22 protein-coding genes are annotated in these 23,446 nt (G+C 64.3%); 5 read left to right on the forward strand and 17 right to left on the reverse strand.

Going from position 1 to position 23,446, the window contains the following annotated elements; all coding sequences use genetic code 11:
- Positions 1 to 8 precede the first annotated feature (8 nt).
- From trbJ to HWY37_RS19875, 17 genes are all read right to left on the reverse strand, one after another.
- Positions 9 to 746 carry a P-type conjugative transfer protein TrbJ gene (gene trbJ, locus HWY37_RS19795; protein ID WP_008642622.1) on the reverse strand — a complete coding sequence of 246 codons (738 nt, stop codon included), beginning with the start codon at positions 744 to 746 and terminating at the stop codon, positions 9 to 11.
- The gene (gene trbE / locus HWY37_RS19800; RefSeq protein WP_008642621.1) at positions 743 to 3,190 is read right to left on the reverse strand and encodes a conjugal transfer protein TrbE; all 2,448 of its coding nucleotides are present in this window, start codon (positions 3,188 to 3,190) and stop codon (positions 743 to 745) included. Before trbE ends, trbJ begins: the two co-directional genes overlap by 4 nt.
- A 10-nt stretch (positions 3,191 to 3,200) precedes the next feature.
- Positions 3,201 to 3,485: a VirB3 family type IV secretion system protein gene (locus tag HWY37_RS19805; protein WP_008642620.1), complete on the reverse strand. Its 285-nt coding sequence runs from the start codon at positions 3,483 to 3,485 to the stop codon at positions 3,201 to 3,203.
- Complete coding sequence (locus HWY37_RS19810) at positions 3,482 to 3,865, reverse strand: TrbC/VirB2 family type IV secretion system protein (RefSeq protein WP_008642619.1); 384 nt, start codon at positions 3,863 to 3,865, stop codon at positions 3,482 to 3,484. Before HWY37_RS19810 ends, HWY37_RS19805 begins: the two co-directional genes overlap by 4 nt.
- Positions 3,862 to 4,899, reverse strand: a complete 1,038-nt coding sequence (gene trbB, locus HWY37_RS19815) for a P-type conjugative transfer ATPase TrbB (RefSeq protein WP_008642618.1) — start codon at positions 4,897 to 4,899, stop codon at positions 3,862 to 3,864. The genes HWY37_RS19810 and trbB overlap by 4 nt, the downstream gene beginning before the upstream one ends.
- On the reverse strand, positions 4,896 to 5,351 hold the full coding sequence (locus HWY37_RS19820) for a ribbon-helix-helix protein, CopG family (RefSeq protein WP_008642617.1): 456 nt from the start codon (positions 5,349 to 5,351) through the stop codon (positions 4,896 to 4,898). Before HWY37_RS19820 ends, trbB begins: the two co-directional genes overlap by 4 nt.
- Positions 5,348 to 7,378, reverse strand: coding sequence for a conjugal transfer protein TraG (locus HWY37_RS19825; protein WP_008642616.1), 2,031 nt, complete (start codon positions 7,376 to 7,378; stop codon positions 5,348 to 5,350). The genes HWY37_RS19820 and HWY37_RS19825 overlap by 4 nt, the downstream gene beginning before the upstream one ends.
- 226 nt (positions 7,379 to 7,604) lie before the next feature.
- A complete protein-coding gene (locus HWY37_RS19830; protein ID WP_008642615.1) occupies positions 7,605 to 7,835 on the reverse strand; it encodes an EexN family lipoprotein in 231 nt (76 codons plus the stop codon).
- A 25-nt stretch (positions 7,836 to 7,860) separates the two neighbouring features.
- On the reverse strand, positions 7,861 to 8,772 hold the full coding sequence (locus HWY37_RS19835) for a LysR family transcriptional regulator (RefSeq protein WP_008642614.1): 912 nt from the start codon (positions 8,770 to 8,772) through the stop codon (positions 7,861 to 7,863).
- Between the two features lie 160 nt (positions 8,773 to 8,932).
- On the reverse strand, positions 8,933 to 9,133 hold the full coding sequence (locus HWY37_RS19840; RefSeq protein ID WP_124988613.1) for a hypothetical protein: 201 nt from the start codon (positions 9,131 to 9,133) through the stop codon (positions 8,933 to 8,935).
- A 14-nt stretch (positions 9,134 to 9,147) separates the two neighbouring features.
- Positions 9,148 to 10,080: an electron transfer flavoprotein subunit alpha/FixB family protein gene (locus HWY37_RS19845; RefSeq protein WP_008642612.1), complete on the reverse strand. Its 933-nt coding sequence runs from the start codon at positions 10,078 to 10,080 to the stop codon at positions 9,148 to 9,150.
- Positions 10,081 to 10,114: 34 nt separating this feature from the next.
- Positions 10,115 to 10,864, reverse strand: coding sequence for an electron transfer flavoprotein subunit beta/FixA family protein (locus tag HWY37_RS19850; protein ID WP_008642611.1), 750 nt, complete (start codon positions 10,862 to 10,864; stop codon positions 10,115 to 10,117).
- A gap of 21 nt (positions 10,865 to 10,885) precedes the next feature.
- Entirely contained in the window at positions 10,886 to 11,356 is a 471-nt protein-coding gene (locus tag HWY37_RS19855) for a MaoC family dehydratase (RefSeq protein WP_008642609.1), read from the reverse strand.
- A 12-nt stretch (positions 11,357 to 11,368) separates the two neighbouring features.
- A complete protein-coding gene (locus tag HWY37_RS19860) occupies positions 11,369 to 13,153 on the reverse strand; it encodes an acyl-CoA dehydrogenase (RefSeq protein ID WP_008642602.1) in 1,785 nt (594 codons plus the stop codon).
- A gap of 24 nt (positions 13,154 to 13,177) precedes the next feature.
- The gene (locus HWY37_RS19865; RefSeq protein WP_176089705.1) at positions 13,178 to 14,545 is read right to left on the reverse strand and encodes an MFS transporter; all 1,368 of its coding nucleotides are present in this window, start codon (positions 14,543 to 14,545) and stop codon (positions 13,178 to 13,180) included.
- A gap of 399 nt (positions 14,546 to 14,944) precedes the next feature.
- Complete coding sequence (locus HWY37_RS19870) at positions 14,945 to 15,994, reverse strand: MBL fold metallo-hydrolase (protein WP_021025934.1); 1,050 nt, start codon at positions 15,992 to 15,994, stop codon at positions 14,945 to 14,947.
- Between the two features lie 305 nt (positions 15,995 to 16,299).
- Positions 16,300 to 17,340 carry an AraC family transcriptional regulator gene (locus HWY37_RS19875; protein ID WP_008642592.1) on the reverse strand — a complete coding sequence of 347 codons (1,041 nt, stop codon included), beginning with the start codon at positions 17,338 to 17,340 and terminating at the stop codon, positions 16,300 to 16,302.
- 193 nt (positions 17,341 to 17,533) lie between these two features.
- Between HWY37_RS19875 and HWY37_RS19880 the strand changes: the two genes are divergently transcribed.
- The 5 genes from HWY37_RS19880 to HWY37_RS19900 are packed head-to-tail and all read left to right on the forward strand — an operon-like array spanning position 17,534 to position 23,434.
- Positions 17,534 to 18,679 carry an acyl-CoA dehydrogenase family protein gene (locus tag HWY37_RS19880; protein WP_008642589.1) on the forward strand — a complete coding sequence of 382 codons (1,146 nt, stop codon included), beginning with the start codon at positions 17,534 to 17,536 and terminating at the stop codon, positions 18,677 to 18,679.
- A gap of 2 nt (positions 18,680 to 18,681) precedes the next feature.
- Positions 18,682 to 19,740: a CaiB/BaiF CoA transferase family protein gene (locus HWY37_RS19885; protein ID WP_008642587.1), complete on the forward strand. Its 1,059-nt coding sequence runs from the start codon at positions 18,682 to 18,684 to the stop codon at positions 19,738 to 19,740.
- An 11-nt stretch (positions 19,741 to 19,751) separates the two neighbouring features.
- Positions 19,752 to 21,428: a long-chain-fatty-acid--CoA ligase gene (locus tag HWY37_RS19890; protein WP_008642585.1), complete on the forward strand. Its 1,677-nt coding sequence runs from the start codon at positions 19,752 to 19,754 to the stop codon at positions 21,426 to 21,428.
- 27 nt (positions 21,429 to 21,455) lie between these two features.
- Complete coding sequence (locus HWY37_RS19895) at positions 21,456 to 22,637, forward strand: thiolase family protein (RefSeq protein ID WP_008642583.1); 1,182 nt, start codon at positions 21,456 to 21,458, stop codon at positions 22,635 to 22,637.
- Positions 22,634 to 23,434: an enoyl-CoA hydratase/isomerase family protein gene (locus tag HWY37_RS19900; protein WP_008642581.1), complete on the forward strand. Its 801-nt coding sequence runs from the start codon at positions 22,634 to 22,636 to the stop codon at positions 23,432 to 23,434. The genes HWY37_RS19895 and HWY37_RS19900 overlap by 4 nt, the downstream gene beginning before the upstream one ends.
- The last annotated feature ends 12 nt before the right edge of the window (positions 23,435 to 23,446 follow it).

Below are 23,446 nucleotides of genomic sequence, written 5' to 3' on the forward strand. Positions count from 1 at the left end.
CGGCCCCGTCAGCGGTTGTAGAAATCGACGGGGTGCGGCGTGTATGGCGTTCCAGAGCCCAGAAAGCGCCGCGTGATTTCGCGCCCGCGCTCCGTGGCCGCGGCCTGCCGCGCCTGCTCCAGCGATACGGCGCGATCCTGCGTGAGCTGCAAGCGTTGCGTCTGGATCGACTGCTTGGCCTGCAGGGCCAGCAACTGGTTCATGGCCTGCATCGCTTGCAGCGCGCCCACGGCCGATTGGCTCTTACCCACGAGGTCAGCCAGCACGGCCTCGTCATCCTTGAGGTTCTGCGAGGCCTGGGCCTGCATCTGCATCGCGGTCTGCAGGCTGGTGAGCGTGTTCTTCCAGCGTTCCTGCGTGTCCCGGTACATCTGGTCGCCGCTCACGGTGGCAGCGTACTGCTCGGGATACAGGCGCTTGAACTCCTTGTCCATGTTCGTCACGTCGTAGGCCAGGCCCTTGGCCTGGTCGATCAGCCGCTGGGTCAACGCCAGGTTGGCGCGCAACTGACCGACCACGCTGGATGGCAAGCTCGCCAGGTTGCGCGCCTGGTTCTCCAACATCTTGGCCTCGTTCTGCAACTGCTTGATCTGGTTGTAGAGCTGCTGCAGCGTCTGGATGGCCGTCAGCATGTTCTGCACGAAGTTGGACGGATCGAACACGATGAGGGCCGCCGCGGGCTGGGCGAACATCAGGGAGCCGGTCAGGACGGCGGCGATTGCGGCGGGAAGGATGCGGGTTTTCATGGTGAGTTCTCCTGCGGGTGGGAAGGAAACGAGGACAGCAGTTCGGCGGCCCAATGCAGGCCGCGATGGCGCAGCCAGGTGGCCGCGAACGGGGTGGAAGCGGAAGATGTGGAGGTGGTGGCGGCAGCGAGCACCGCGTCGATGTCGCGCTGGTCTTGCGGCGTGGACGCACCCGCGAAGGCCAAGGTCGCGGCGCCCAGGTCGAGGTCGAACAGGCGATTGCCGAGACGCGACTGGTAGTAGTAGTCCCGCTTGGGCTGTGCAGTCGCCACGATCTCGATCTGGCGGCTGTTGAGCCCGAAGCCTTCGTAGATCGTGCGAATCTGCGGCTCGGTCGCCTGCGGGTTGGGCAGGAAGATGCGGCTCGCGCAGCTCTCGATGATGGCCGGCGCGATGCTCGAATCCTTGATGTCCGCCAGGCTCTGCGTGGCAAAGATGACGCTGACGTTCTTCTTCCTGAGCGTCTTGAGCCACTGGCGGATGTGCGCCGCAAACACCGGGTCATCGAGAAACAGCCACGCTTCGTCGAGGATCAGCAGCGTCGGCGCACCGTCAAAGCGTTCATCGAAGCGCGCAAAGAGGTAATGCAGCACGGCCATGACAGCGGCCTTGCTGTGCATCAGTTCCTCCATCTCGAAGCACTGCACGGAACCAGCGCCCAGGCGATCCGAATCCGCATCCAGCAACTTGCCGTGTGCGCCACCTAGCACATAGGGCGCCAGCGCTTGCCGCAGTGCGTTCGATTGCAGCAAGACGGAAAGCCCGGTCATCGTGCGCTGCTCCAGCGGAGCACCGGCGAGACTGCCGAGTGCCGACCAGATGGCCACCTTCTCGTCGGGGCCGACCGCGACACCCTCATGCCGCAAGCGGCCTTCGAGCCATTCGGCCGCCCAGGTGCGATAGCCCTCGCGGTCGATGCGGGCGAGCGGCTGGAAGGCAATTTCTCCATCCGTGCCCAGGTCGTAGTGCTCGCCGCCCAAGCCCAGGATGGTGGCGCGCATCGAGCGCCCCATGTCGAAGGCGAAGATGCGCGAGCCGCGATAACGACGGAACTGCATCGCCAAGGTGGCGAGCAAGACCGACTTGCCCATGCCCGTGGGGCCGGCCACCAAGGTATGGCCCACGTCGCCAATGTGCGTCACCAGCCGGAACGGCGTTGCCCCCTCGGTGCGCGTGACGATCAGCGGCGGGCCGTCGAGGTGGTCGTTCTTCTCCGGCCCGGCCCATACGGCGGACACCGGCATCAGATGTGCCAGATTCAGCGTCGAGATGATGGGCTGGCGCACGTTCGCGTAGGCGTGCCCCGGAATCGACGATAGCCAGGCATCCACGGCATTGAGCGTTTCGGGGATCGTCACAAAGCCGCGCCCCTGGATGACGCGTTCCACCATGCGCAGCTTCTCATCGGCCTTCGCCGGGTCGGCATCGAGCACCGTCACCGTGGTGGTGACATAGCCGAAGGCCACTTGGTCGCTGCCCAGCTCCTGCAACGCCGCATCGGCATCCGCCGATTTTTTGCTCGCGTCGGTATCGACCAGCGGGGTTTCCTGCTGGAAGATGGTTTCGCGCAGCAATGCGATGACGTTCTTGCGCTTGGCGAACCATTGGCGGCGCAGGCGGGAAAGCTCCTTTTCCGCATCGGCTTTGTCGAGGCACAGGAACCGGGTTGACCAGCGATACGCAAAGCCGAGGCGGTTGAGGTCATCCAGAATCCCCGGCCAGGTCGAGGTCGGGAAGCCGCGCACCGTCGCCACGCGCAGGTGCTGATCGCCCAGCATGGGCGCCAGCCCGCCAATGAGCGCGGAATCGGCCAGCAGCGCATCGAGATGGAATGGCACTTCCGGCACACCGACGCGATAGCACCGCGTGGAGATGGTCGAGTGCAGGTAGGTCAGCGTCTGGCTGTCATCGAGCCACGCGATCTCCGGCATCACGCCATCGAGCAGGTCAAAGATGCGATCCGTTTCCGCGACGAAGGCCGTCAGGCGCTCGCGCCAGTCCACGCCTTCGGTCGGACGGTTCTCGTAGAGCAGGCCCGCCGCGCGGGCGCGTGCCTCCTCGGGCGGCAGATACATCAGCGTCAGGTGGTAGCCGCTCTCGAAGTGGTTGCCCGAGTCCTGGAAGGCGGCGCGGCGTTCCTCGTCTACCAGCCACGACAGCGGCTCGGGAAACTCCGAGTGCGGGTAGTTGGCGGCGGGCCGGCGCTCGGCTTCGATGAACAAGGCCCAGCCCGAACCCAGCCTGCGCAACGCGTTGTTCAATCGTGCTGACGTAGAGATCAGCTCGCCCTGCGTGGCACTGTCGAGGTCGGGGCCACGAAAGCGCGCCGTGCGCTGGAACGAGCCATCCTTGTTCAGCACGACGCCCGGCGCAACCAGCCCGGCCCAGGGCAGCCAGTCGGCCAGCAATGCGGGCCGCTGGCGGTATTCGGCAAGGTTCAGCATGGCATTCCCCTCACACGTCCAGCAGCGGCCGGTGCTTGATGTGGCGGGCGAAGACCTGCATGAACTGCGGATCGACGCGCGCGCCCCAAACCGCCAGCGCATGACCGACGATCCAGAGCACCACGCCGGGAATCCACATCTGCAAGCCCAGGCCCACGGCAGCGGCCAAGGTGCCGTTGGTGATGGCCACGGTGCGCGGAGCGCCGCCCATCAAAATCGGCTCGGTCAGCGAGCGATGCAGCGGCACCTCAAAGCCGGGAGCGAAGCCCTGCACGCCATCGTGGGCCGCGTTCATACGACGGCCCCGCCCGAGAAGCTGAAGAACGACAGGAAGAACGAGGACGCGGCAAACGCGATCGACAGACCGAAGACGATCTGGATCAGCTTGCGGAACCCGCCCGAGGTATCGCCGAAGGCCAGCGCCAGGCCCGTGGCGATGATGATGATGACCGCGATGATCCGGGCCACCGGCCCCTGGATGGATTCGAGGATGGATTGCAGCGGCCCTTCCCAGGGCATCGAGGAACCCGCGGCCTGGGCGGTGCCCGCAAGCAGCAGCATCAGCGCCGCGAGCATCAAGCCTTGCATGGCCGGGCGAGCCAGGTTATCCAGCCGCGCGGGCCGGCGAAGAGGATTTGCGGAAGTACGGAAAGCAGGAACGATCATCTGCGTCATGGCAGTTCTCCAGAGTGGTCAGGGGACGGGGAGGAAAGGTCGGACTGCGGCAGCAGCTCCGGGAATGGAGCCTCCAGTGCATCCGCCAGTTGGTAGCCCACGCCATCGAAGCCGACGACGCGGGCGATGCTCTCGATGCGGCGCTTGCGCCCGCGCCCGGCGATGTGGATGACCACATTGACCGCTTCCGCGATCAGCGCACGGGGCGGGTTCACCGCCACTTCGAGAATCAGTTGCTCCAGGCGCAGCAATGCGCCCAGCGCGGAGCCGGCGTGGATGGTGGCGACGCCGCCTGGATGGCCGGTGCCCCAGACCTTGATGAGATCCAGCGCCTCGGCGCCGCGCACCTCGCCGACGACGACACGATCCGGGCGCAGGCGCATCGAAGACCGCACCAGCTCGGTCATGGACACCACGCCCTGGCGTGTGCGCAGCGGTACGTGGTCGCGGGCTGCGCATTGCAGCTCCACCGTGTCTTCGAGCACCAGCACGCGGTCGCCGGTGGCGGCGATCTCGGCCAGCAACGCATTGGCCAGGGTGGTCTTGCCGGTACTCGTCCCACCGGCGATCAGGATGTTCTGGCGCTCGCGCACAGCGCGCACCAGCAGGCCCGCCTGTGCGGCGGTCATCATCCCGTCCTCGATGTAGCGCGACAACGGGATCACGCCGAAGGCGCGCTTGCGCAGCGCGAAGGCTGGCCCCGGTGCAGCGGGCGGCAGGATGCCCTCGAAGCGTTCGCCGGTTTCCGGCAGCTCGGCTGTCAGCAGTGGCTGACCCCGATGCACTTCGGCGCCGACGTGGGCAGCCACGAGGCGGATGATGCGTTCGCCATCGGCCTCGGACAGCTCCACGCCCATCGGCGCGCGGCCCGTGGACAGGCGATCCACCCAGAGCGTCCGGTCGGGATTGAGCATGATTTCCACCACGTCCGGGTCTTCGAGCGCGGCAGCGATCAGCGGCCCCATTGCCGTGCGCAGCATCTGGATGCGGCGATCCAGCGATGTGGCCGTGAAGGAGGAAGGAACGGCGCTCATGAGGCTCGCTCCTGTGCTTCGGCCGTGTCCGCCATCCGCATCGGATCGGGATTCAGTTCGTCCACCACGTCGCGCACCAGACTGCGCCCACGCAGCAGGTGGCGGCCAAGCTGTTCGACAAACTGCTCGAAGCGGGCCTTGCCCTGGGCGCGGGCGGCGTCCTGATGGGCCTCGGGAACAGGTGTGCTGACGGTCAGGAAGTAGCGGATGAACAGCGCCAGCGTTTCGATGGCAATGTTCTGGTCGCGCTCCAGGCGCTCGGCGTGGCGCGACAGGCGATCCAGTCGCTTGGCGATGGCGGCTTCGCGCTGGTCGCCAGCGTCGGGCGACAGCCACGATGCAAGCGCTGCCGCGACGATGCTGGACTTGGACACGCCCTTGGCGGCGGCCAGTTCGTCGAGCCGCCTGGCGTGCTCGGGCTGGATGAAGAGATTCAAGCGGTGCTGACTCATAGCGCGATTCCGTCGTCAGGGTCGAGGGATGCCAGCCGGGCCGTGCGCTGCAGGGCCGGGTCGAGCTGGCGCGGGAGGGAGACCGAAAGAGGCAAAGGCATGTCGTCGTCATCGAGCAGCCCGAGGTCGGCTGCGGGCGCAACCAGGTCGGGGTCGTAGGCGACGGTCTCGGAGAGTTCGGGCTGACGGCGCGGGCCGCCGTCATCGGTCGAACCCAGGTGCTCCAGGCCATCGGCCGATGCCGCGGCCGGTGCGACGGGCACGGCGGGAATCGCCAGCCCACTCCAGTCATCCGCACGGGCCGGCGGCACGTCGGCATAGCGCCCCGCGGCGAGCACCGGCGGCGGCAGCACCCGTCGCTTGAAGTTGGCGTCCGCGTAGTAGCGCAGCTTCCTGGCCTTGATCGGCGCCACGCTGGAGACCATCACCACCGCCTCGTCGGGCGGTAGCTGCATGACTTCGCCGGCCGTCAGCAGCGGGCGGGCTGTCTCCTGCCGTGACACCATGAGGTGCCCCAGCCAGGGCGCGAGCCGATGGCCGGCATAGTTGCGCTGCGCGCGCAGTTCGGTGGCGGTTCCCAGTGTCTCGGATATCCGCTTGGCGGTGCGCTCATCGTTGGTGGCGAAGGTCACGCGCACATGGCAGTTGTCCAGGATCGAATGGTTCTGGCCGTAGGCCTTATCGATCTGGTTCAGGCTCTGCGCGATCAGGAAGCTGCGGATGCCGTAGCCCGCCATGAAGGCCAGCGCCGTCTCGAAGAAATCCAGCCGCCCGAGCGCGGGGAATTCATCGAGCATCAGCAGCAGCTTGTGGCGGCGCTCGATGCCATCGGAGCCGTCAAGCGATTCGGTGAGGCGTCGCCCGATCTGGTTGAGGATCAGGCGGATCAGCGGCTTCGTCCGCGAAATGTCCGAAGGCGGCACCACCAAGTACAGCGACACCGGATGCTCGGCCGCGATCAGGTCAGCGATGCGCCAGTCGCAGCGCGACGTGACTTCGGCCACCGTAGGGTCGCGGTAGAGGCCCAAGAACGACATGGCCGTGGACAGCACGCCCGAGCGCTCGTTGTCGCTCTTGTTGAGCACTTCGCGCGCCGCTGAAGCCACCACCGGATGCGGGCCACCACCCTCCTCATTCACGAGGTGGGGCGTGGTCATCATGCGGTGCAAGGTCAGATCGAATGGGCAGGCAGGATCGGAAAGGAAGTTCGCCACGCCGCGCAGCGTCTTGTCTTCGCCCGCGTAGAGCACATGCAGGATGGCTCCAACCAGCAGCGCATGCGAAGTCTTCTCCCAGTGGTTGCGCCGCTCCAGTGCGCCTTCTGGATCGACCAGGATGTCCGCGATGTTCTGCACGTCGCGCACCTCATGCCCGCCGCGCCGCACTTCGAGCAGCGGGTTGTAGGCCGCCGACTGGCTATCCGTCGGGTTGAACAGCAGGCAGTGCGAGAAGCGCGAACGCCAACCTGCGGTAATGCTCCAGTTCTCGCCCTTGATGTCGTGGATGACGGCGGATGCGGGCCACGACAGCAGGGTCGGCACCACTAGGCCCACACCCTTGCCCGAGCGGGTGGGCGCGAAGGTCAGGACGTGTTCCGGGCCTTCATGGCGCAGGTACTGCTGGCGATGCAGGCCGAGGAACACGCCCGCGGACTGGTCAAGGCCCGCTTTGTGAATGTCCTCCGCGTTGGCCCAGCGCGCAGAGCCATAGGTCGTGACCAGCTTGGACTGGCGCGAGCGCCAGATCGACATGCCGATGGCGACCAGCACCGCGAACAGGCCACTGCCCGCTGCAATGACCCCGCCCACGTCGAAGACATGCGGCGCGTAGGCATCGAAGAAGAACCACCACTCGAACAGGCGCCACGGGTGATAGACCGGCGTGCCGAGGAAATCGAACCACGGCGATCCCAGGCGTAGCTGGTACCCCAGAGCCGCTGCCGTCCATTGCGTGGCGCTCCACACTCCGGCGATCACGATGCCGAATACGACGGCAATCTGACCGAACAGCACGTTCGTCCCTTGCATGATCCTGCCTCCGAGAACGGCACAACAACGTGCCGCCCCTATCAGGATCAATGCCATAGGGAGTACCGGTCAAAGACTGAAATCGCCGGGATTAAGGCTTAAAAAGCCATAGTTCTTGCTGTGGCGAAGACAATAAAAATGCCGCAGGCACAAAGGCGCTGCGGCGTATCGAGGTAACAGTGCGCAAGCTGTCGCAGAAGCGCGACGCCGGTGCGCCTTGCGTGGGCTACGGGGCTTTCTTCTGCTCCGGCCTGTCGCCGAAGAAGCGCCGTTCGGCGGCTGCGGCTGCGCGCATGCAAAGTTCATCGCCGATCTTCGCGCGATCTTCCTTGCATTGGCGCTGGATTTCCTTGATGCGTGCGGGGTTCGCCACCAGCTCATCCACTGTCTCTGTAGGATTGGCAGGACCACAGGCCGTCATCACAACGGCAATCACGGACATCACGATTTTGTTCATGGCGAGCGTCCTTTGGATTTCGGATTCACGAATCGGTCACGTTATCGGCACCAGCCGAATCCATGGTGACGACACGTTGAATGAACCGGGTCAGCATCGGTGACGGTTCAGTATCTCGACGCAGCAGATAAGTTGTCAGCATGGGTGGCGTTCCCGCCAACTGACGGGCCTTGACTCCAGGCTCTTTACTGGATGCGATATGCGCTGCACCTGCCAGACCAACCGCCAGTCCTGCGGATACCAGGGCCATCATCACGTCGAAGGTGGCAACGCGCTGGAGGATCTGCAACTCCTCGTCCCGCTTCTGCAGGATGCGGTCTATCTGGCGAGTATGCCCCTGGCATGCGGCCGGGTCGCCGAGCACCAACCGTTGCTGCAACACCATCTCCAGCGGAATGCGCCGGTGCTCCAGCAAGGGGTGGCGCAAAGACAGCGCCACCATCAATTCGTCATCCCACGCGGGAGTCGTCACGATGCCGTCGCCTACCTCGTCCGCCATAGACAAGCCCGCGTCGTACAGGTCTTCTTGCAAGCCTCTGATCTGCTGATCCAGTGGTACCTCGAACAGGCGGATTTCTACTTCGGGCTCTTCCTCGCGGCTACGGGCCAGCAAGGCAGGCAGCCGCGATGGCGTGATACCGTCGGACAGGGCAATGCGCAACTGGCCATGAAACCCACTGGCGGCCGATTTCGCACCATCGCGCGCTTGTTCCAGTGCCTCAAAGATACGTGGAACCCGCTCCAGAAATACTTTGCCGGCATGAGTCAGTCGAATGTTGCGTGTGGTACGGGTGAATAGCTTTGCTCCTAGTTCGTCTTCCAGATCTTTGATGGCACGGGATAGAGGTGACTGATCCATATGCAGTTTTTCTGCAGCCCGAGCAAAGTGAAGCTCCTCGGCGACCGTGAGAAAGTAGCGTAAATGTCTAAGCTCCATTGGAAAATTTTCCATTCCTGCGACACGCAAGCCCCCCCCCCGGATTCTTGGGACTTTGAAGGCGGAGAATACCGGTCGTAATGCCGATGTACCAATATATCGAGCCTGTAAGTCGTTGTCGGCGAGTTAGCGACTGAGTGCGATTACTACAAGACCCGCTTCATTGAACTAGTGGTACCTTGTTGACAATCGAAGATGGTCTGAATAGCACATTTGATTCCGCCATGGTTGATGGATCGATAGCAGCAATTTCGGTAAAACAGGGATTCAATATACTCGGCACTTCTTGGCTATCGCAACTTGCCGCGCCTGCCTCAAGGGCCGCTCGCAGTTCGAACAAATACTGGCGCAGCAAGGCCATAGTCATGCTCCTATTTAGATAATTGCTGTCATCTCCGGCACGGCGGCAAACAGGTCCGCCTCCAGCCCGTAGTCGGCCACCGAGAAGATCGGTGCCTCCGGGTCCTTGTTGATCGCCACGATCACCTTGGAGTCCTTCATGCCCGCCAGGTGCTGGATGGCGCCCGAGATGCCGCAGGCGATGTACAGCTGCGGCGCCACGATCTTGCCGGTCTGGCCGACCTGCAGGTCGTTGGGGGCGTAGCCCGCGTCCACCGCGGCGCGGCTGGCACCGATGGCGGCGCCCAGCTTGTCGGCCAGCGGGGTGATGACTTCCTTGAACTTCTCTTCGCTGCCCAGCGCCCGGCCACCCGAGACGATGATCTTGGCGGCCGTCAGCTCGGGACGGTCGCTCTTGACGATCTCGGAACCCACGAAACTGCTCTTGCCGGAGTCGGCGACGGCGGCGACGGTCTCGACCGCTGCTGCGCCACCGGTGGCGGACGCGGCGTCGAAGCCAGTGCCGCGCACGGTGATGACCTTGGTGGCGTCGCCCGATTGCACGGTGGCGATGGCGTTGCCGGCGTAGATGGGGCGCTCGAAGGTGTCGGGGCCGTCGACCTTGGTGATGTCGCTGATCTGCGCCACGTCGAGCTTGGCGGCCACGCGGGGGGCCACGTTCTTGCCGCCGGCGGTGGCTGGGAACAGGATGTGGCTGTAGTTGCCCGCGATGGCCAGCACCTGGGCGGCGATGTTCTCGGCCAGGCCGTGCTTCAGGCTCGCGCCGTCGGCGTGGATGACCTTGGCGACGCCAGCGATCTGGGCGGCGGCGGCAGCAGCGGCGGCGGCGTTCTCGCCGGCGACGAGCACGTGCACGTCACCGACGCAGGCCTTGGCGGCCGTGACGGTGTTGAGGGTGGCGCTCTTGATGCTTGCGTTGTCGTGATCTGCAATAACGAGTGCGGTCATGGCTGGTGTCCTTTCGATGTTGTTGTGATGAGCCTTAGATGACCTTGGCTTCGTTCTTGAGCTTGTCAATGAGGGTGGCCGCGTCGGGCACCTTGACTCCGGCGCCGCGCTTGGGCGGCTCGCTGACCTTCAGCGTCTTGATGCGGGGTGCCACGTCCACGCCCAGTTCCTCGGGCTTGAAGGTGTCCAGCTGTTTCTTCTTGGCCTTCATGATGTTGGGCAGCGTGACGTAGCGCGGCTCGTTCAGGCGCAGGTCGGTGGTGATGACCGCAGGTATGTTCAGCGCCAGGGTTTCGAGGCCGCCGTCCACTTCGCGGGTCACGTTCACCTTGTCGCCAGCGATCTCGACCTTGGAGGCGAAGGTGGCTTGCGGCAGGTCGGCCAGCGCCGCCAGCATCTGACCCGTCTGGTTGCAGTCGTCGTCGATGGCCTGCTTGCCCAGGATCACGAGGCCGGGCTGTTCCTTTTCGATCAGAGCCTTGAGCAGCTTGGCCACGGCCAGCGGCTGCAGTTCTTCATTGGTCTCGACCAGGATGCCGCGGTCGGCGCCGATGGCCATGGCAGTGCGCAGCGTTTCCTGGCACTGGGCCACGCCGCAGGAGACGGCGATCACTTCGGTGACCACGCCTTTTTCTTTCAGGCGCACGGCTTCCTCAACAGCAATCTCGTCGAAGGGGTTCATGCTCATCTTGACGTTGGCGATGTCCACGCCGCTGCCGTCGGACTTCACACGCACCTTGACGTTGTAGTCCACCACGCGTTTTACGGATACGAGAATTTTCATGAGAGGATTTCCTATTGAGGTTCAGGCCACCGAGGGCATGGCCTGGAGCTCGCTTGCTGCGCGCTGCGCACGCGAAGTGATCATCACCGTTGCCTCGCCCTCGATGACTACGGTGTCCTTGACTCGGCAGACCGTGGACAGCACTGCCCGTGCCTTGGCCACCTCCACCGACAGTACGGTGACCGCGGCATGAACGGTGTCGCCCGGTTTGACAGGCACCTTGAAGCGCAATTGCTGCCCCAGATAGACCGTACCTGGCCCCGGCAGCCGGTTTGCGACCGCTGCAGAAATCACGCTGGCCGTCAGAAAGCCGTGCGCGATGCGTGCGCCAAATCGCGTCGTGGCCGCGAACTCTTCGTTGAGATGTACCGCATTGGTATCGCCGGAGACGCCAGCAAACATCACGATGTCCGCTTCGGTAATGGTCTTCGAGAAGCAGGCGTTCATGCCCGGCTGCAGATCCTCGACGTCGTAGCCATTCAGGTCGTTCATCGTCTATATCTCTCAGAGCTGGTCGTCCGACAATGCCAACGTGCTGGCCGCGCCATGGACCACGATGTCGCGCAGCGCGGAGGCCTCCACCAGGATGTGCGTCGCATAGTGGCTGGCCGTGATGCGCTTGGCCCGCAGAAAGCCCGCATCGCTGGAATCCGCCGCCAACTGCGCCGTGGCGGCTTCGGCCATGCGCGCCGACAGCCAGCCACCGATCACGGTGCCCGCCAATCGCAGGAAAGGCACCGCCCCCGCGGCGCAGTCCTGCGGCTGCGCGTCACTGTGGGCCAGCTGCCAGTCAGCCCCGTCCTCCAGAGCCCGAACTGCTCTCATCAACGCGTCGCCGATGGACGAGAGCTCCGGGTCGCGCGCATCCATCAACCGGCGCGCATCGCTGTCGATACGTGTCAACAAGCCCTTCAGCGTGCGTCCCCCCTCGCGTGCCAGCTTGCGGCCGATCAGGTCGTTGGCCTGGATGCCGGTGGTACCTTCATAGATCGTCGTGATGCGGGCATCGCGGAAGTACTGCGCGGCCCCGGTTTCCTCGATATAGCCCATGCCGCCATGAATCTGCAGGCCATCGGAGGTGATGCCCTGTGCGCTGTCGGTGCACCAGCCTTTGACCACAGGCGTCAGCAGGCCAACCAGGGCCTGTGCCTGCGCGCGCTCCTGCGCATCGGGGTGTCCGGCGGCGCGGTCCATCTGGCCGGCACAGAAATAGGCCAGCGCGCGCATGGCCTCGGTGCGCGCCTTCATGTCCATCAGCATGCGCCGCACGTCGGGGTGGCCAGCGATGGTGCTGCTGCCGGCCAGCGCCGGCTTGCCCTGCACGCGCTCGAGCGCATAGGCCCGGGCATGCTGGTAGGCACGCTCGGAAACGCCCACGCCCTCCAGCCCGACGTTCAGCCGTGCGTGGTTCATCATGGTGAACATGCACGCCAGCCCCTGGTGCGGCTCGCCGACGAGATAACCGATCGCGCCCCCGTTGTCGCCGAAAGTCATAGAGGCCGTGGGGCTGCCGTGGATGCCCAGCTTGTGCTCGATCGAGGTGCAGGCCAGGTCGTTGCGTTCGCCCAGGGAGCCGTCGTCATTGACCAGGAACTTCGGGCACAGAAACAGCGAGATGCCTTTCACGCCCGGCGGCGCATCGGGCAGCCGGGCAAGCACCAAGTGCACGATGTTCTCGGTCATGTCGTGCTCGCCCCAGGTGATGAAGATCTTGTTGCCGCTGATGCGGTAGTGATCCCCCTCGGGCACGGCGCGGCTGCGCAGCGCGGCCAGATCGGATCCGGCCTGCGGCTCGGTGAGATTCATGGTGCCGGTCCAGCGGCCGGCGACCATGGGCTCCAGAAAGCGCTGCTTGAGCGCCTCGCTGCCGTGGTGGGCAATCGCCTCCACGGCACCGAGCGTGAGCATCTGGCACAGGCTGAAGGCCAGGTTGGACGATTTCCACATCTCCAGCACGGCGGTGGACACCAGCGTGGGCAGTCCTTGACCGCCCCACTCTGTGGAGGCCGGCATTCCAATCCAGCCGTTCTCGCAGAAGCTGGACCAGGCCTCGCGAAAGCCATCGGCGGGCGTGACCTCGCCATCGTGCCAGCGCGCGCCCTGCACATCGCCCGTACGGTTGAGTGAATCCAGCACGCCGGCGGCATAGTGGGCTGCCTCCTGCAGGATGGCCTCGACCAGGTCGGGTGTGGTCTCTTCATGGCCGGGCTGGGCGCAGATCGCTTCCAGGCCTCCGACTTCCTTCATCGTGAACAGCATGTCGCGCAAGGGCGCGGTATAGACAGACATGGCGGACTCCTTTGATGGTAGCGATCAAGCGTTTTGCGGTGTCGGCTGCAACGGGCGCAGTTCTGGCACGGCCTTTTGCGGAGTCGCCGACGTCGGGCCGCCGTACTTGATAAACGCCAGGGCGATTGCGCCGAGGACTCCGAAACCGCCGATCACCAGGAAGTTCTGTTCCAGCGGTAGTTCCAGTGCGACGATCTGGCCGATCAGCAGAGGCGCCGCAATAGCACCCAGGCGCCCTACGCCGGAGGCCATGCCGATACCGGTCGAGCGGATGGACATCGGGTAGAACTGCCCGCAGAAGGCATAGGCCACCAGTTGCGCACCAGTGGTGCAGGCGCCGACCGCGCCAATGATCAGATAGCGCACCTCGGTCAAGGTCTGGAACGTCATCAGGTACAGCAGCACGCCGCCCAGCGCATACATCGCCACCAGCACCCACTTGATGTTGAACTTGTCGGCGAGCCACCCGCCGCACACGGCACCGATGATCGCGCCAACATTCAGCGCGATCACGAAGCTGAGGGCAGACCCCAGGCTGTAGCCAGCCATCGCCATCAGCTTGGTCAGCCAGCTACTGAGCGCATAGACCATGAACAGACCCGAGAAGAAGGCGACCCAGAACAGCGCCGTGCTCAGGCCCCGCCCGTCCTGGAAAAGGCGGGTAACCGGTGCACCTGCCATGCGGTCAGCTGCCGGCACGAAGAACTGGGCGTCCGCCGGGTGCTTGCCGCCCGGCTGGAGATGGCGTGCCACTTCGGCTAGCTCACCATTGCGACGCTGAGCGATCAGGTAGGTCATGGACTCCGGCACCAACTTCAGGATGAACGGAACTAGCAGCACGGGCACCCCCGCCGCGATGAACACGGCCTGCCAGCCATACTCGCCGATCAGTTGCTTGCCCAGCACCGCAGCCAGGATGCCGCCCAGTGCGTAGCCCGAAGTCATCAGTGCCGTCATCAGGCTGCGGATCTTCTTGGGCGAATACTCGACCATCTGTGCCACGATGACCGGGAGCACGCCACCAATCCCCAAGCCAGCAATGAAGCGCACCACGCTGAAGCTGATGGGGTCCTTGGTGAATCCGGCGGCCGCAGTGAACACACTGAACAGCATGACACCAATGGAGAGGGCCCAGCGACGACCAATCCGGTCGGACAGCGTGCCCAGAACCATAGCACCGAACATCATGCCAAACAGCGCCGAACTGGCCATGAAACCGGCAGTCGATGCGTTCACGCCCATCTGCTGCATGATGGACGGCAGGGCGATGCCCACCACGGCGATGTCATAGCCGTCAATGATGAGAATCAACAGGCACCATAGAAGCACCTTGGCATGAAAGCGGTTGAAGCGAGCGTCGTCGGCGAGCTTCTGCATGTCGATTTGGCACACGTGTTTGTCTCCTTTGAACTTGGCTCCGGATCGTGGGGACGGCGGTCATCGCCGCACCGCTACATATCGTCCAGCGCACGCAAGGAATCGTAGGTGCCGGTGCAGCAATCCGCGATGACGAAGCGCCCCGATCGAATGACAAACGGCCCCTTTCTGAGGGCCCCGTCAAGTGCGCCAAGAGGTCAAGCGTCAAGCAAAATTGAGATGAACCCTGTCGAGCATCTGTGAAAGGTGCCACTTCAAGACCAGTTCGCAAACAAGGTGTTCAAAGGACCGAAGGCCATACACGGCGCGCTGGTGCAAATACCCATTGCTCTCGAAACACCCCCCCACAAAGAACCCAGTCAATGACTGGGCTTGATTGGGTTGCTTCTACATCCTTGAGGGCAAATTAGCGCATCAGGCGAGCCGATAGCGCATGGCGCCGTCTTCATCCTCTGCAGACACGATTTCCCCACGCTGGTCGAGATAGTTCAGGTGGGCGAGTGTCTCTCCGGTCGCGAGGTTGAGGTGCATTTGCTCCGCAACAGTGGACGAACGGTACAAGACGCGAACTAGGTCGATGACCCTTAAAGGCTGCGCAAGTTGTTGCCTGACACGGTCTGTGCCTTTCACGGCGCTCGCACGTAGTTGCTCCAACCGTAGGTGCAGGCCATAGAAAGGTTCGTTGTGGGCAGGCAGAACCAAGACGCTCCCAGGTACGCGTTGCAGCAATCGGTCGATGGAGTCGAGCCAGCCCTGCAAAGGATTAGCATGCGGCTCGGTGGCGTACACGGAGGTATTGGAACTGATCCTGGGAAGAACCTGATCTCCCGATATCAGCAAATCCAGTTCGCGCGAGTAAAAGCACGCGTGCTCGGGAGAATGTCCTGTGCCAACAATGACCTCCCATTCCTGATTCCCGATCCGCAACATCTGACCATCCGTGAGCCGTACAAAGCTGTCAGGCAAAGGATGAATCATTTTGCCGAAGTCACCAAACCGAGTGCGATACTCATCGACCTCGGTGTCGCTCCATCCGGCTCTCCGGTAGAAGCGAACACCATCGACTGGCGCTTCCCGCCCTGAATCGGCAAGCATCACCCGACAGCTTAAATACTCGTCTCGTGTCATCCACAGCGCGCATTCGAAGCGACGTGTCAACCATCCCGCCATGCCCACGTGATCCGGGTGCATGTGCGTCGCCATTACACGGGAGACAGGACGGCCTGCTAGCGGCCCCTGAGGAGCGAACAAGGCGAACCATGCGTTCATTACGTCCACGCTACGAATTCCGGTGTCCACGACCGCCCAACCAGAACCATCGCTCAATACCCAGAGGTTGATGTGATCCAGGGAAAACGGCAGCGGCATGCGTAGCCACAGCACACCTGGCTTGATTTCAATGGCTTGACCAGGCAGCGGGAGATGAGAGAACGGATACGAGAGTGCCGGGGCTGCGTCGGTCATGATGCTTGGTTTACATTCTGGCAATGCCGCTTCAATGGTGCACAGCCATCACTCTTATGCTGTGCGAGTTCATTTTTAGCTTAAGGTCAGCACTGACAAGTGACAATGACGAATGACCTCGATAGGCTGACGGAAAACGTCTGCGTCCTGGCGCAGCCAGTCACTGCGCTGCCGTCGGTGCAACCCCCAACGGCGGTCAACAGTCTCTTGAGCGCACAAGAGCCTCGCCCGAAGCAGGCCACGGCCCCGGTAGCCATGAAGGCGCCGATCTCCTCGGCGGCCAAGCTGAAATTGGTCGGATACCTCTATGTAAGGTACTGCTTGGTGCGCGAGCGGGCACGGTAGGCTCCCGGCGCGCTGCCGGTCCAGACCTTGAAGGCGCGTTGGAAGGCGGTGCTGTCGGTGAAGCCCAGGTCAGCGGCGATGGCGGCGAGCGAGGCTTCGCTGCTGGTCAGGCGTACGATCGCCATGTCGCGCCGCAGTTGGTCCTTTAGCGCCTGGAAAGAAGTGCCCTCGGAGGCCAAGTGCCTCTGCAACGCACTCACCGACATGTGCAGGCGCTGCGCAGTGACGGCCAGATCAGGCCATTCGGGACTGGCCCGCTGCAGCACCATGCGGACCCGCGCGCTGGCGCTGCGCTCGTTCAGGTACGGCCCCACCACGTTGCCTGGCGTGGCGCGCAGGAAGGACTGCAGCGCGTCCCGATCGCGCCGCACCGGCTGTTTGAAGGCATCGGCGTCGAACCAGGCGGCCGTGCGCGGCTGCCCAAAGCACAACGTGCCGGAAAAGATGCGTTGGTAGTTCTGCGCGTGAGGTGGCGGCGCAAAGTTGAAGTCGAAGCGCTGCGGCACCAGTCGGCCGCCGTGCAGCCATACCAGCAGTCGCCAGAACACGCGCAGCAGATGTGCGTGCAGGAAGTCGGCATGCGCGCCCGGGCCGCCACGCATATCGAGCGCGACACCCGTCAGCCTGCCCTCAGTCACGGGGACTAGCGCCACATCGTCCTGCAGCAAAGCAAAGGATTCACCCAGGCGGCGCAGGGCGAACGACAATGAGTGGGCAGTGAACGCACTGCGCACCATCAGTGCGAAGCTGCCCGGGCGCATCGGCCGCCCATGCAGGTAGCCCAGGCACTCGTCGTTCAGGCTGTCCTTGACGGCGATGAACAGCGCGTTGAACTGCTCCACGGTCACGCGCGACTCCTCCAACTCCAGCAGCGATTCACTGATGCCCGCGCGCCCCAGCACACCTACCAGCCATTCTGGCGTGGCCAGCCCCTTGCCGCGCGCACCGTCCAGCAGGCCATGCACGGCAAAGATGGGAGCGGTTAAGACGGGTTCCAGCATGGCGTGTGATCTAAGGGGCCAACGCCGGTCGCATAGGCCGAAAGAAGTTAATTGTCAGTTGATTGAGGTAATCCGCCATCGCCCTTGCAAGGGCCAATTACTACGATTGTGTCATCCCCAAAACATTTCGGCAGTGGCACTGCGCGGAACGTCCGATGCGGGGACAGAAGCCAACATATAAGGAGACGCTCTCATGTTGCCACAGCTTTATCGCCACGCCTGGATGGACGGCGAGATCGACGCATTTCGCGAGCAGGTGCGCCGCTACGTTGCCGCCGAATTCACGCCCCGGCTCGATGAATGGCGCCGTCAGGGCTACATCCCGCGCGAGGTCTGGCGTCCATTCGGCGAGATGAGCTTTCTGCTGCCCGAGATGCCCGAGACCTATGGAGGCGCCGGCGCCAGCCTTGCCTACCAGTTGGTGGTGCAGGACGAGCTAGCCAAGGCCGAGATGCCAGTCAATATCGCGGTGCACACCATCGCTTCGCACTACATCCTGGACTTCGGCACGGAAGCGCAAAAGCAGCGCTGGCTGCCCAAGGTGACGAACGGCGAGATGCTGGCCGCCATCGCGATGACCGAGCCGGGTTGCGGCTCGGATCTAAAGGCCATTTCCACCCGGGCCCGCCGTGACGGAGACCACTACGTGATCGACGGCGCCAAAACCTTCATCACCAACGGCTTCACTGGCAACCTGCTGATCGTCGCGGCGCGCACCAGCGGCGCGGGCAGCAAGGGGGTGTCGCTGTTTGTGCTGGAAACCGAGAATCTGCCCGGCTTTCGCGTTGGCCGACTACTGGAGAAGATCGGCATGCAGGCATCGGACACGGCGGAGTTGTTCTTCGACGGCGTGCGCGTGCCAGCCGACCAACTGCTGGGCGAGGTCGAAGGCAAGGGCTTCGGGCAGTTGATGGGCGCGTTGCCCTACGAGCGCATGCTCATTGCCGTGCCGGCGGCCGCCACTATCGAGCAGGCACTGGCCGTCACGGTGGAGTACACGAAGCAGCGCAAGGCCTTCGGTGCGCCCCTCTTCGATATGCAGCTCACGCGCCAGAAACTGGCTGAGGTGGCCACTACCGCGCATGTGGTGCGCAGCTTCGTCAACGACTGCACCCAGCGCCTGTTGGACGGCACGCTGGATAACGAGGCCGCCTATATGGCCAAGTGGTGGTGCACCGAGCAGCAGTGCCGCGTGGTGGACGAATGCCTCCAATTGTTCGGCGGCTACGGCTACATGGCCGAGTACCCGATCGCGCGGATGTATGCCGCTTCGCGAGTGCAGAAGATCTATGGCGGCGCCAACGAGGTCCTGAAAGACCTGGTTTCGAGGAAGCTGTGAACATGTCGCACACGTTGCATACGCTGCAGATGCCGCTGCACGGCGTCCGCGTGGTGGAGTTCGAGGGCATAGGGCCAGGCCCGCTGGCCGCCAGGATGCTAGCTGACATGGGCGCCGAGGTGATTACGCTGACACGCGCCGAGCAGGCCGCTGCGGCGCGGCGGCTGGGCGGGGCGGTGGAGAACCCGCTGCGCCGCGGCAAGACGGTCGAGGTCATCGACCTGAAGTCGCCCGAAGGCAAGGCGCGTGCCCTGGACCTGATCGCTCAGGCAGACGCCTTGATCGAAGGCTTTCGCCCCGGTGTGATGGAACGGTTGGGCTTCGGCCCCGCCGAGTGTGCGGCGCGCAACCCCAGGCTGGTCTACGGCCGCATGACGGGCTGGGGCCAGGACGGCCCGCTCGCCCAGGCCGCCGGACACGACATGAACTACGTCGCGCTGACCGGCCTGCTGTCGCTGTCGGCACACAAAGGGCAAGCGCCCATCGTTCCGCCCACGGTACTCGGGGACGCGGCCGGGGCGCTGGGCATGGCTTTCGGCGTCGCCTGCGCGCTGGTCGATGCGCGCGCCACCGGCCGCGGCCGGGTCGTGGACGCCGCCATCGTTGACATCGTGGCAATGCTGGGCACCCTGGTGCACTGGATTCGCGCCAATGGGCAGATCGATGGCGCGCAGCCGAGTCCGTTTCACGATTCGCCGTTTTATGACGTGTACGCCTGCGCCGACGGCGGCTTCATCAGCCTCGGCGCGATCGAGCCGCCTTTCTACGCCTTGCTGCTGTCGAAGCTGGGCCTGGCGGACGTGGAGCCTGCCGACCAGTACGACACGGCAACGTGGCCGGCGCTGAAAGAGCGCATCGCAGCCCTCATCCGCAGCCAGCCCCGAGCGCACTGGTGCGCGCTGCTCGAAGGCAGCGACGCTTGCTTTGCACCCGTGCTCAGCCTCGCCGAGTCGGTGCAGCATCCGCATAACGCGGCACGGGGCATCTACCAGATCACCCCCTCCGGCGCCATCGAAGCGGCCCCGGCCCCACGGTTCCAGGCACTCGACACAACTACCTAGGAGACAAGCACATGACCGAAACCGTCCAGCCCACCAAGCCTGTCCGCGGCTGCCCGTCCACCACGGGCAACGAGCGCCAACTGAACACCACGACGCTGATCCGCCACGCTGCACGCACCCATGGGGATCAGGAGATCGTGTATCGCACACCCGGCGGCGGCTGGGACCGCTACACCTATGCCGACTGCTACGCACGCGTCTGCCGCAGCGCCAATGCGCTGCGCGCGCTCGGCGTCGAGCCGGGCGACCGGGTCGGCGTCCTGGACTGGAACAGCCGGCGCCACTTCGAGCTGTACTGGTCCATCCCCGGCCTGGGCGCGGTCATGCTGCAGATGAACCTGCGCCTGGGCCCCGAGGACCTGGGCTACGTTGTCGGCCATAGCGACGTGTCCTACGTTTGCGTGGACGAATCATTGCTGCCTATTGCCGAATCCGTCGCAGCGAACTCGCCCCAGATCAAGGGCTGGATCGTTATGACCGAAAAGCCGCTGGACCAGGTCAAGACCACGCTGGCGCCGCTGCTGCACTACGAAGACCTGCTGGCCGCCGCCGACGCCAAGATCGACTGGCCCGAGATCGACGAAACCTCGGCTTACAGCGCCTGCTACACCACCGGCACCACGGGCAAGCCCAAGGGCGTGTACTACTCGCACCGCGGCATCTACCTGCATTCCACGGGCATGGCCACCAACATGGGCATGACGCTGGACGACTGCGTCATGCTCATCACGCCCATGTTCCACGGGCAGTGCTGGGGCCTGCCGCAGGCGGCCACGCTGCTGGGCGACAAGATCGTGCTGCCGGGCCGCTACGCCGCCGAGGACACCAAGCCATTGGTCGACACCATGATCGCCGAGGGCGTGACCATCACCAACGGCGCACCGGCCATCTTCCAGCCTATGCTGCAGTACATCGAGACGTTGCCGGTCAAGCCGGACTTCAGCCGCATGCGCATGCTGTCCGGCGCCACCGAGCCACCTCTGTCGATGATGATCGGCTTTTACGAACTGACGGGTGCCGAGGTGGTGCACGGCTACGGCGCCACCGAAGCCACGACGCTGGTGGCGGTCAACCGCCTCAAGTCCACGCTCAAGAAGCGCCTGACCCAGGACGAGCAGTGGAACCTCAAGCGCAAGCAGGGCCTGATCCTTACCGGGGTGGACATCCGCATTCTCGATGCAGACGACCAGGACCTCCCGCACGACGGACAGTCGGCTGGCGAGATCTGCCTGCGCGGCCCCTGGATCACGACCAGCTATCACGACATGCCGGATTCAGGCGACCGCTTCCTGGAGGGCGGCTGGTGGCGCTCGGGCGATGTCGGCACGGTGGACGAGAACGGCTACCTCAAGGTTACCGACCGCATCAAGGACGTGATCAAGAGCGGCGGTGAATGGATCTCATCCATTGACATGGAGAACCTGCTCATGGGCCATCCGGCTGTGCGTGACGCCGCAGTGGTCGGCATTCCGCATGCTAAGTGGCAGGAACGGCCGCTGGCCCTGGTGGTGCTGAAGCCCGGTCAGCAGGCGACCCAGGAACAACTGCAGGAACACCTGAGCAGCGCGTTCGCCAAGTGGCAGTTGCCGGACCAGGTTCTGTTCGTCGAAGCCATCCCCAAGACCAGCGTCGGCAAGCTCGACAAGAAGCGCATACGCGTTGAGCATGCGGACCGCTACGCCGAGTGAGCCAACCTTTTGCTACAGGAAAACAACATGAATGACCATGAACCCGTCATCGTCGGTGCGCTGCGCACCCCCGTGGGCAAGCGCGGCGGGCGCTTGCAGAAATGGCACCCCGTTGATCTGCTGGGTGAGACGCTGCGTCAGCTGGTCGAGCGCTCCGGCATCAACCCCGCCGATCTGGACGATGTGATCGTCGGTTGCGTGCTGCAGTGGGACCAGCAGCACGGCAATCTGGGCCGGCATGCCGTGCTGGCGGCGGGGCTGCCAGAATCCGTCCCGGCGGTGACGGTCGACCGGCAATGCGGCTCCGGCCAGCAGGCGGTGAGCTTTGTCGTGCACGGTATTCAAGCGGGCGCCTACCAACTGGCCATCGGCGCCGGGGTAGAGTCGATGTCGCAGGCGCCCATGCCGCCGTCATTCAAGCCCGGCGCGCCGCTCGGCGCGCAATACAGCCCGCGTGAGCTGGCGCGCTACCAGGGCAACCCGCTGATACCGCAAGGCGCTTCGTCGGAGTTGATGAACAAGCGCTTCGGCCTCACGCGCGAGGCGCTGGACGCCTTCGCCGTGCGCAGCCATCGGCGCGCCATTGAGGCTTCGCGGGCTGGTCGTGTCCAAGACCAACTCGTGCGGCTGCATGAGGATCCGACCGACCCAGACAGCCCGCTCGTCACCGCCGACGAGGGCATGCGCGCCGACCCCAACCCCGAGAAGATGGCTACGCTTAAGCCCGTGTTTGCCGCAGACGGCGCTACAACGGCTGCTAACTCCTCGCAGATCAGCGACGGCGCCGCCGCGCTGCTGATCGCCAGCCGCGCCTACGCCCAGCAGCACGGCCTGAAGCCGCGTGCGCGCTTCGTCAGCACCGCAGTGGCGGCAGCCGACCCTGTCATCCAGTTCACTGCTGTGCTCGATGCCACCCGCAAGGCGTTGAAGGAATCGGGGCTGACCCCGGCCGACATCGACCTGTTTGAAGTCAATGAGGCATTCGGCGGCGTGCCGCTGATGTTCCAGCAGGAATTCGGCATTCCGGACGACCGCCTCAACGTCAATGGCGGCTCGGTGGCCATCGGCCATCCGCTGGGCTCCACTGGCGCGCGCATGCTCACCGACCTGCTGTGCGAGCTGGAGCGCCGAGGCGGCCGCTATGGCTTGCAGACCATCTGCGAGGCTTCGGGCACGGCCAACACCACCATCATCGAGCGCCTGGCATGAACGAGGCCACCATGAGCGAAGCCAGCGAAGTGCTCGTCAGCCGCGAAGGCGCCATCGTCACCTTGATCATCAACCGCCCGCGCGCGAAGAACAGCTTGAACCGCGCAGTATTCGATGGCCTGCGTGCACAGCTCGTGCAACTGCGCGACGACGATGCCGTACGCGCGGTCATCATCACCGGCGCCGAGGGCGTGTTTTGTGCAGGGGCCGACATCACGGCCTTCGACTCTCTGCGCGCCGAACCGCTGCTGGGCGACCGTGCGGCGGCAGGTGGCCACTTCTGGGCGGAACTGGAGCGCTTCCCTAAGCCCGTCATCGCAGCCGTGGAAAAGCTCGCGCTGGGCGGCGGCACGGAACTGGCGTTGGCCTGTGACATTGCTATCGCTGGCGAGTCCACCAAGTTCGGCGTGCCTGAAGTCAAGCTGGGCGCCATTCCCGGGGCCGGGGGCACCCAGCGTCTGATCCATGCCATCGGCAAGTCCAAGGCTATGGCCCTGCTGCTGACCGGCGATTTCATCGACGCCCGCAAAGCCTGCGATGCGGGCATGGTCGCCGAGGTGACGGCTGACGGCCAGGCCCTGCCGACGGCGTTGGCGATGGCCAACCGGATTGCATCCAATTCGCCGCTGGCCGTGGCACTGGCGAAAGATGCGGCACTGGCCAGCTTTGAAACTCCGCTCGCGCAAGGCCTGGAGCATGAGAAGCGTAATTTCCTCGTCGCTTTGCATTCGGCCGACAACCTGGAGGGGCAAGCCGCATTCCTCGGCAAGCGCCTCCCCCACTTCACGGGCCAATAGCGCCTGTCTCTC

It is taken from the genome of Achromobacter anxifer (assembly GCF_903652925.1).
Classification (GTDB): Bacteria; Pseudomonadota; Gammaproteobacteria; order Burkholderiales; family Burkholderiaceae_B; genus Achromobacter; species Achromobacter anxifer.

Bases quoted from the DNA above. Each gene is read 5' to 3' on its own strand.
- trbJ (WP_008642622.1), bottom strand. From the start codon at position 746: ATGAAAACCCGCATCCTTCCCGCCGCAATCGCCGCCGTCCTGACCGGC.
- trbE (WP_008642621.1), bottom strand. From the start codon at position 3,190: ATGCTGAACCTTGCCGAATACCGCCAGCGGCCCGCATTGCTGGCCGAC.
- HWY37_RS19805 (WP_008642620.1), bottom strand. From the start codon at position 3,485: ATGAACGCGGCCCACGATGGCGTGCAGGGCTTCGCTCCCGGCTTTGAG.
- HWY37_RS19810 (WP_008642619.1), bottom strand. From the start codon at position 3,865: ATGACGCAGATGATCGTTCCTGCTTTCCGTACTTCCGCAAATCCTCTT.
- trbB (WP_008642618.1), bottom strand. From the start codon at position 4,899: ATGAGCGCCGTTCCTTCCTCCTTCACGGCCACATCGCTGGATCGCCGC.
- HWY37_RS19820 (WP_008642617.1), bottom strand. From the start codon at position 5,351: ATGAGTCAGCACCGCTTGAATCTCTTCATCCAGCCCGAGCACGCCAGG.
- HWY37_RS19825 (WP_008642616.1), bottom strand. From the start codon at position 7,378: ATGCAAGGGACGAACGTGCTGTTCGGTCAGATTGCCGTCGTATTCGGC.
- HWY37_RS19830 (WP_008642615.1), bottom strand. From the start codon at position 7,835: ATGAACAAAATCGTGATGTCCGTGATTGCCGTTGTGATGACGGCCTGT.
- HWY37_RS19835 (WP_008642614.1), bottom strand. From the start codon at position 8,772: ATGGAGCTTAGACATTTACGCTACTTTCTCACGGTCGCCGAGGAGCTT.
- HWY37_RS19840 (WP_124988613.1), bottom strand. From the start codon at position 9,133: ATGGCCTTGCTGCGCCAGTATTTGTTCGAACTGCGAGCGGCCCTTGAG.
- HWY37_RS19845 (WP_008642612.1), bottom strand. From the start codon at position 10,080: ATGACCGCACTCGTTATTGCAGATCACGACAACGCAAGCATCAAGAGC.
- HWY37_RS19850 (WP_008642611.1), bottom strand. From the start codon at position 10,864: ATGAAAATTCTCGTATCCGTAAAACGCGTGGTGGACTACAACGTCAAG.
- HWY37_RS19855 (WP_008642609.1), bottom strand. From the start codon at position 11,356: ATGAACGACCTGAATGGCTACGACGTCGAGGATCTGCAGCCGGGCATG.
- HWY37_RS19860 (WP_008642602.1), bottom strand. From the start codon at position 13,153: ATGTCTGTCTATACCGCGCCCTTGCGCGACATGCTGTTCACGATGAAG.
- HWY37_RS19870 (WP_021025934.1), bottom strand. From the start codon at position 15,994: ATGACCGACGCAGCCCCGGCACTCTCGTATCCGTTCTCTCATCTCCCG.
- HWY37_RS19875 (WP_008642592.1), bottom strand. From the start codon at position 17,340: ATGCTGGAACCCGTCTTAACCGCTCCCATCTTTGCCGTGCATGGCCTG.
- HWY37_RS19880 (WP_008642589.1), top strand. From the start codon at position 17,534: ATGTTGCCACAGCTTTATCGCCACGCCTGGATGGACGGCGAGATCGAC.
- HWY37_RS19885 (WP_008642587.1), top strand. From the start codon at position 18,682: ATGTCGCACACGTTGCATACGCTGCAGATGCCGCTGCACGGCGTCCGC.
- HWY37_RS19890 (WP_008642585.1), top strand. From the start codon at position 19,752: ATGACCGAAACCGTCCAGCCCACCAAGCCTGTCCGCGGCTGCCCGTCC.
- HWY37_RS19895 (WP_008642583.1), top strand. From the start codon at position 21,456: ATGAATGACCATGAACCCGTCATCGTCGGTGCGCTGCGCACCCCCGTG.
- HWY37_RS19900 (WP_008642581.1), top strand. From the start codon at position 22,634: ATGAACGAGGCCACCATGAGCGAAGCCAGCGAAGTGCTCGTCAGCCGC.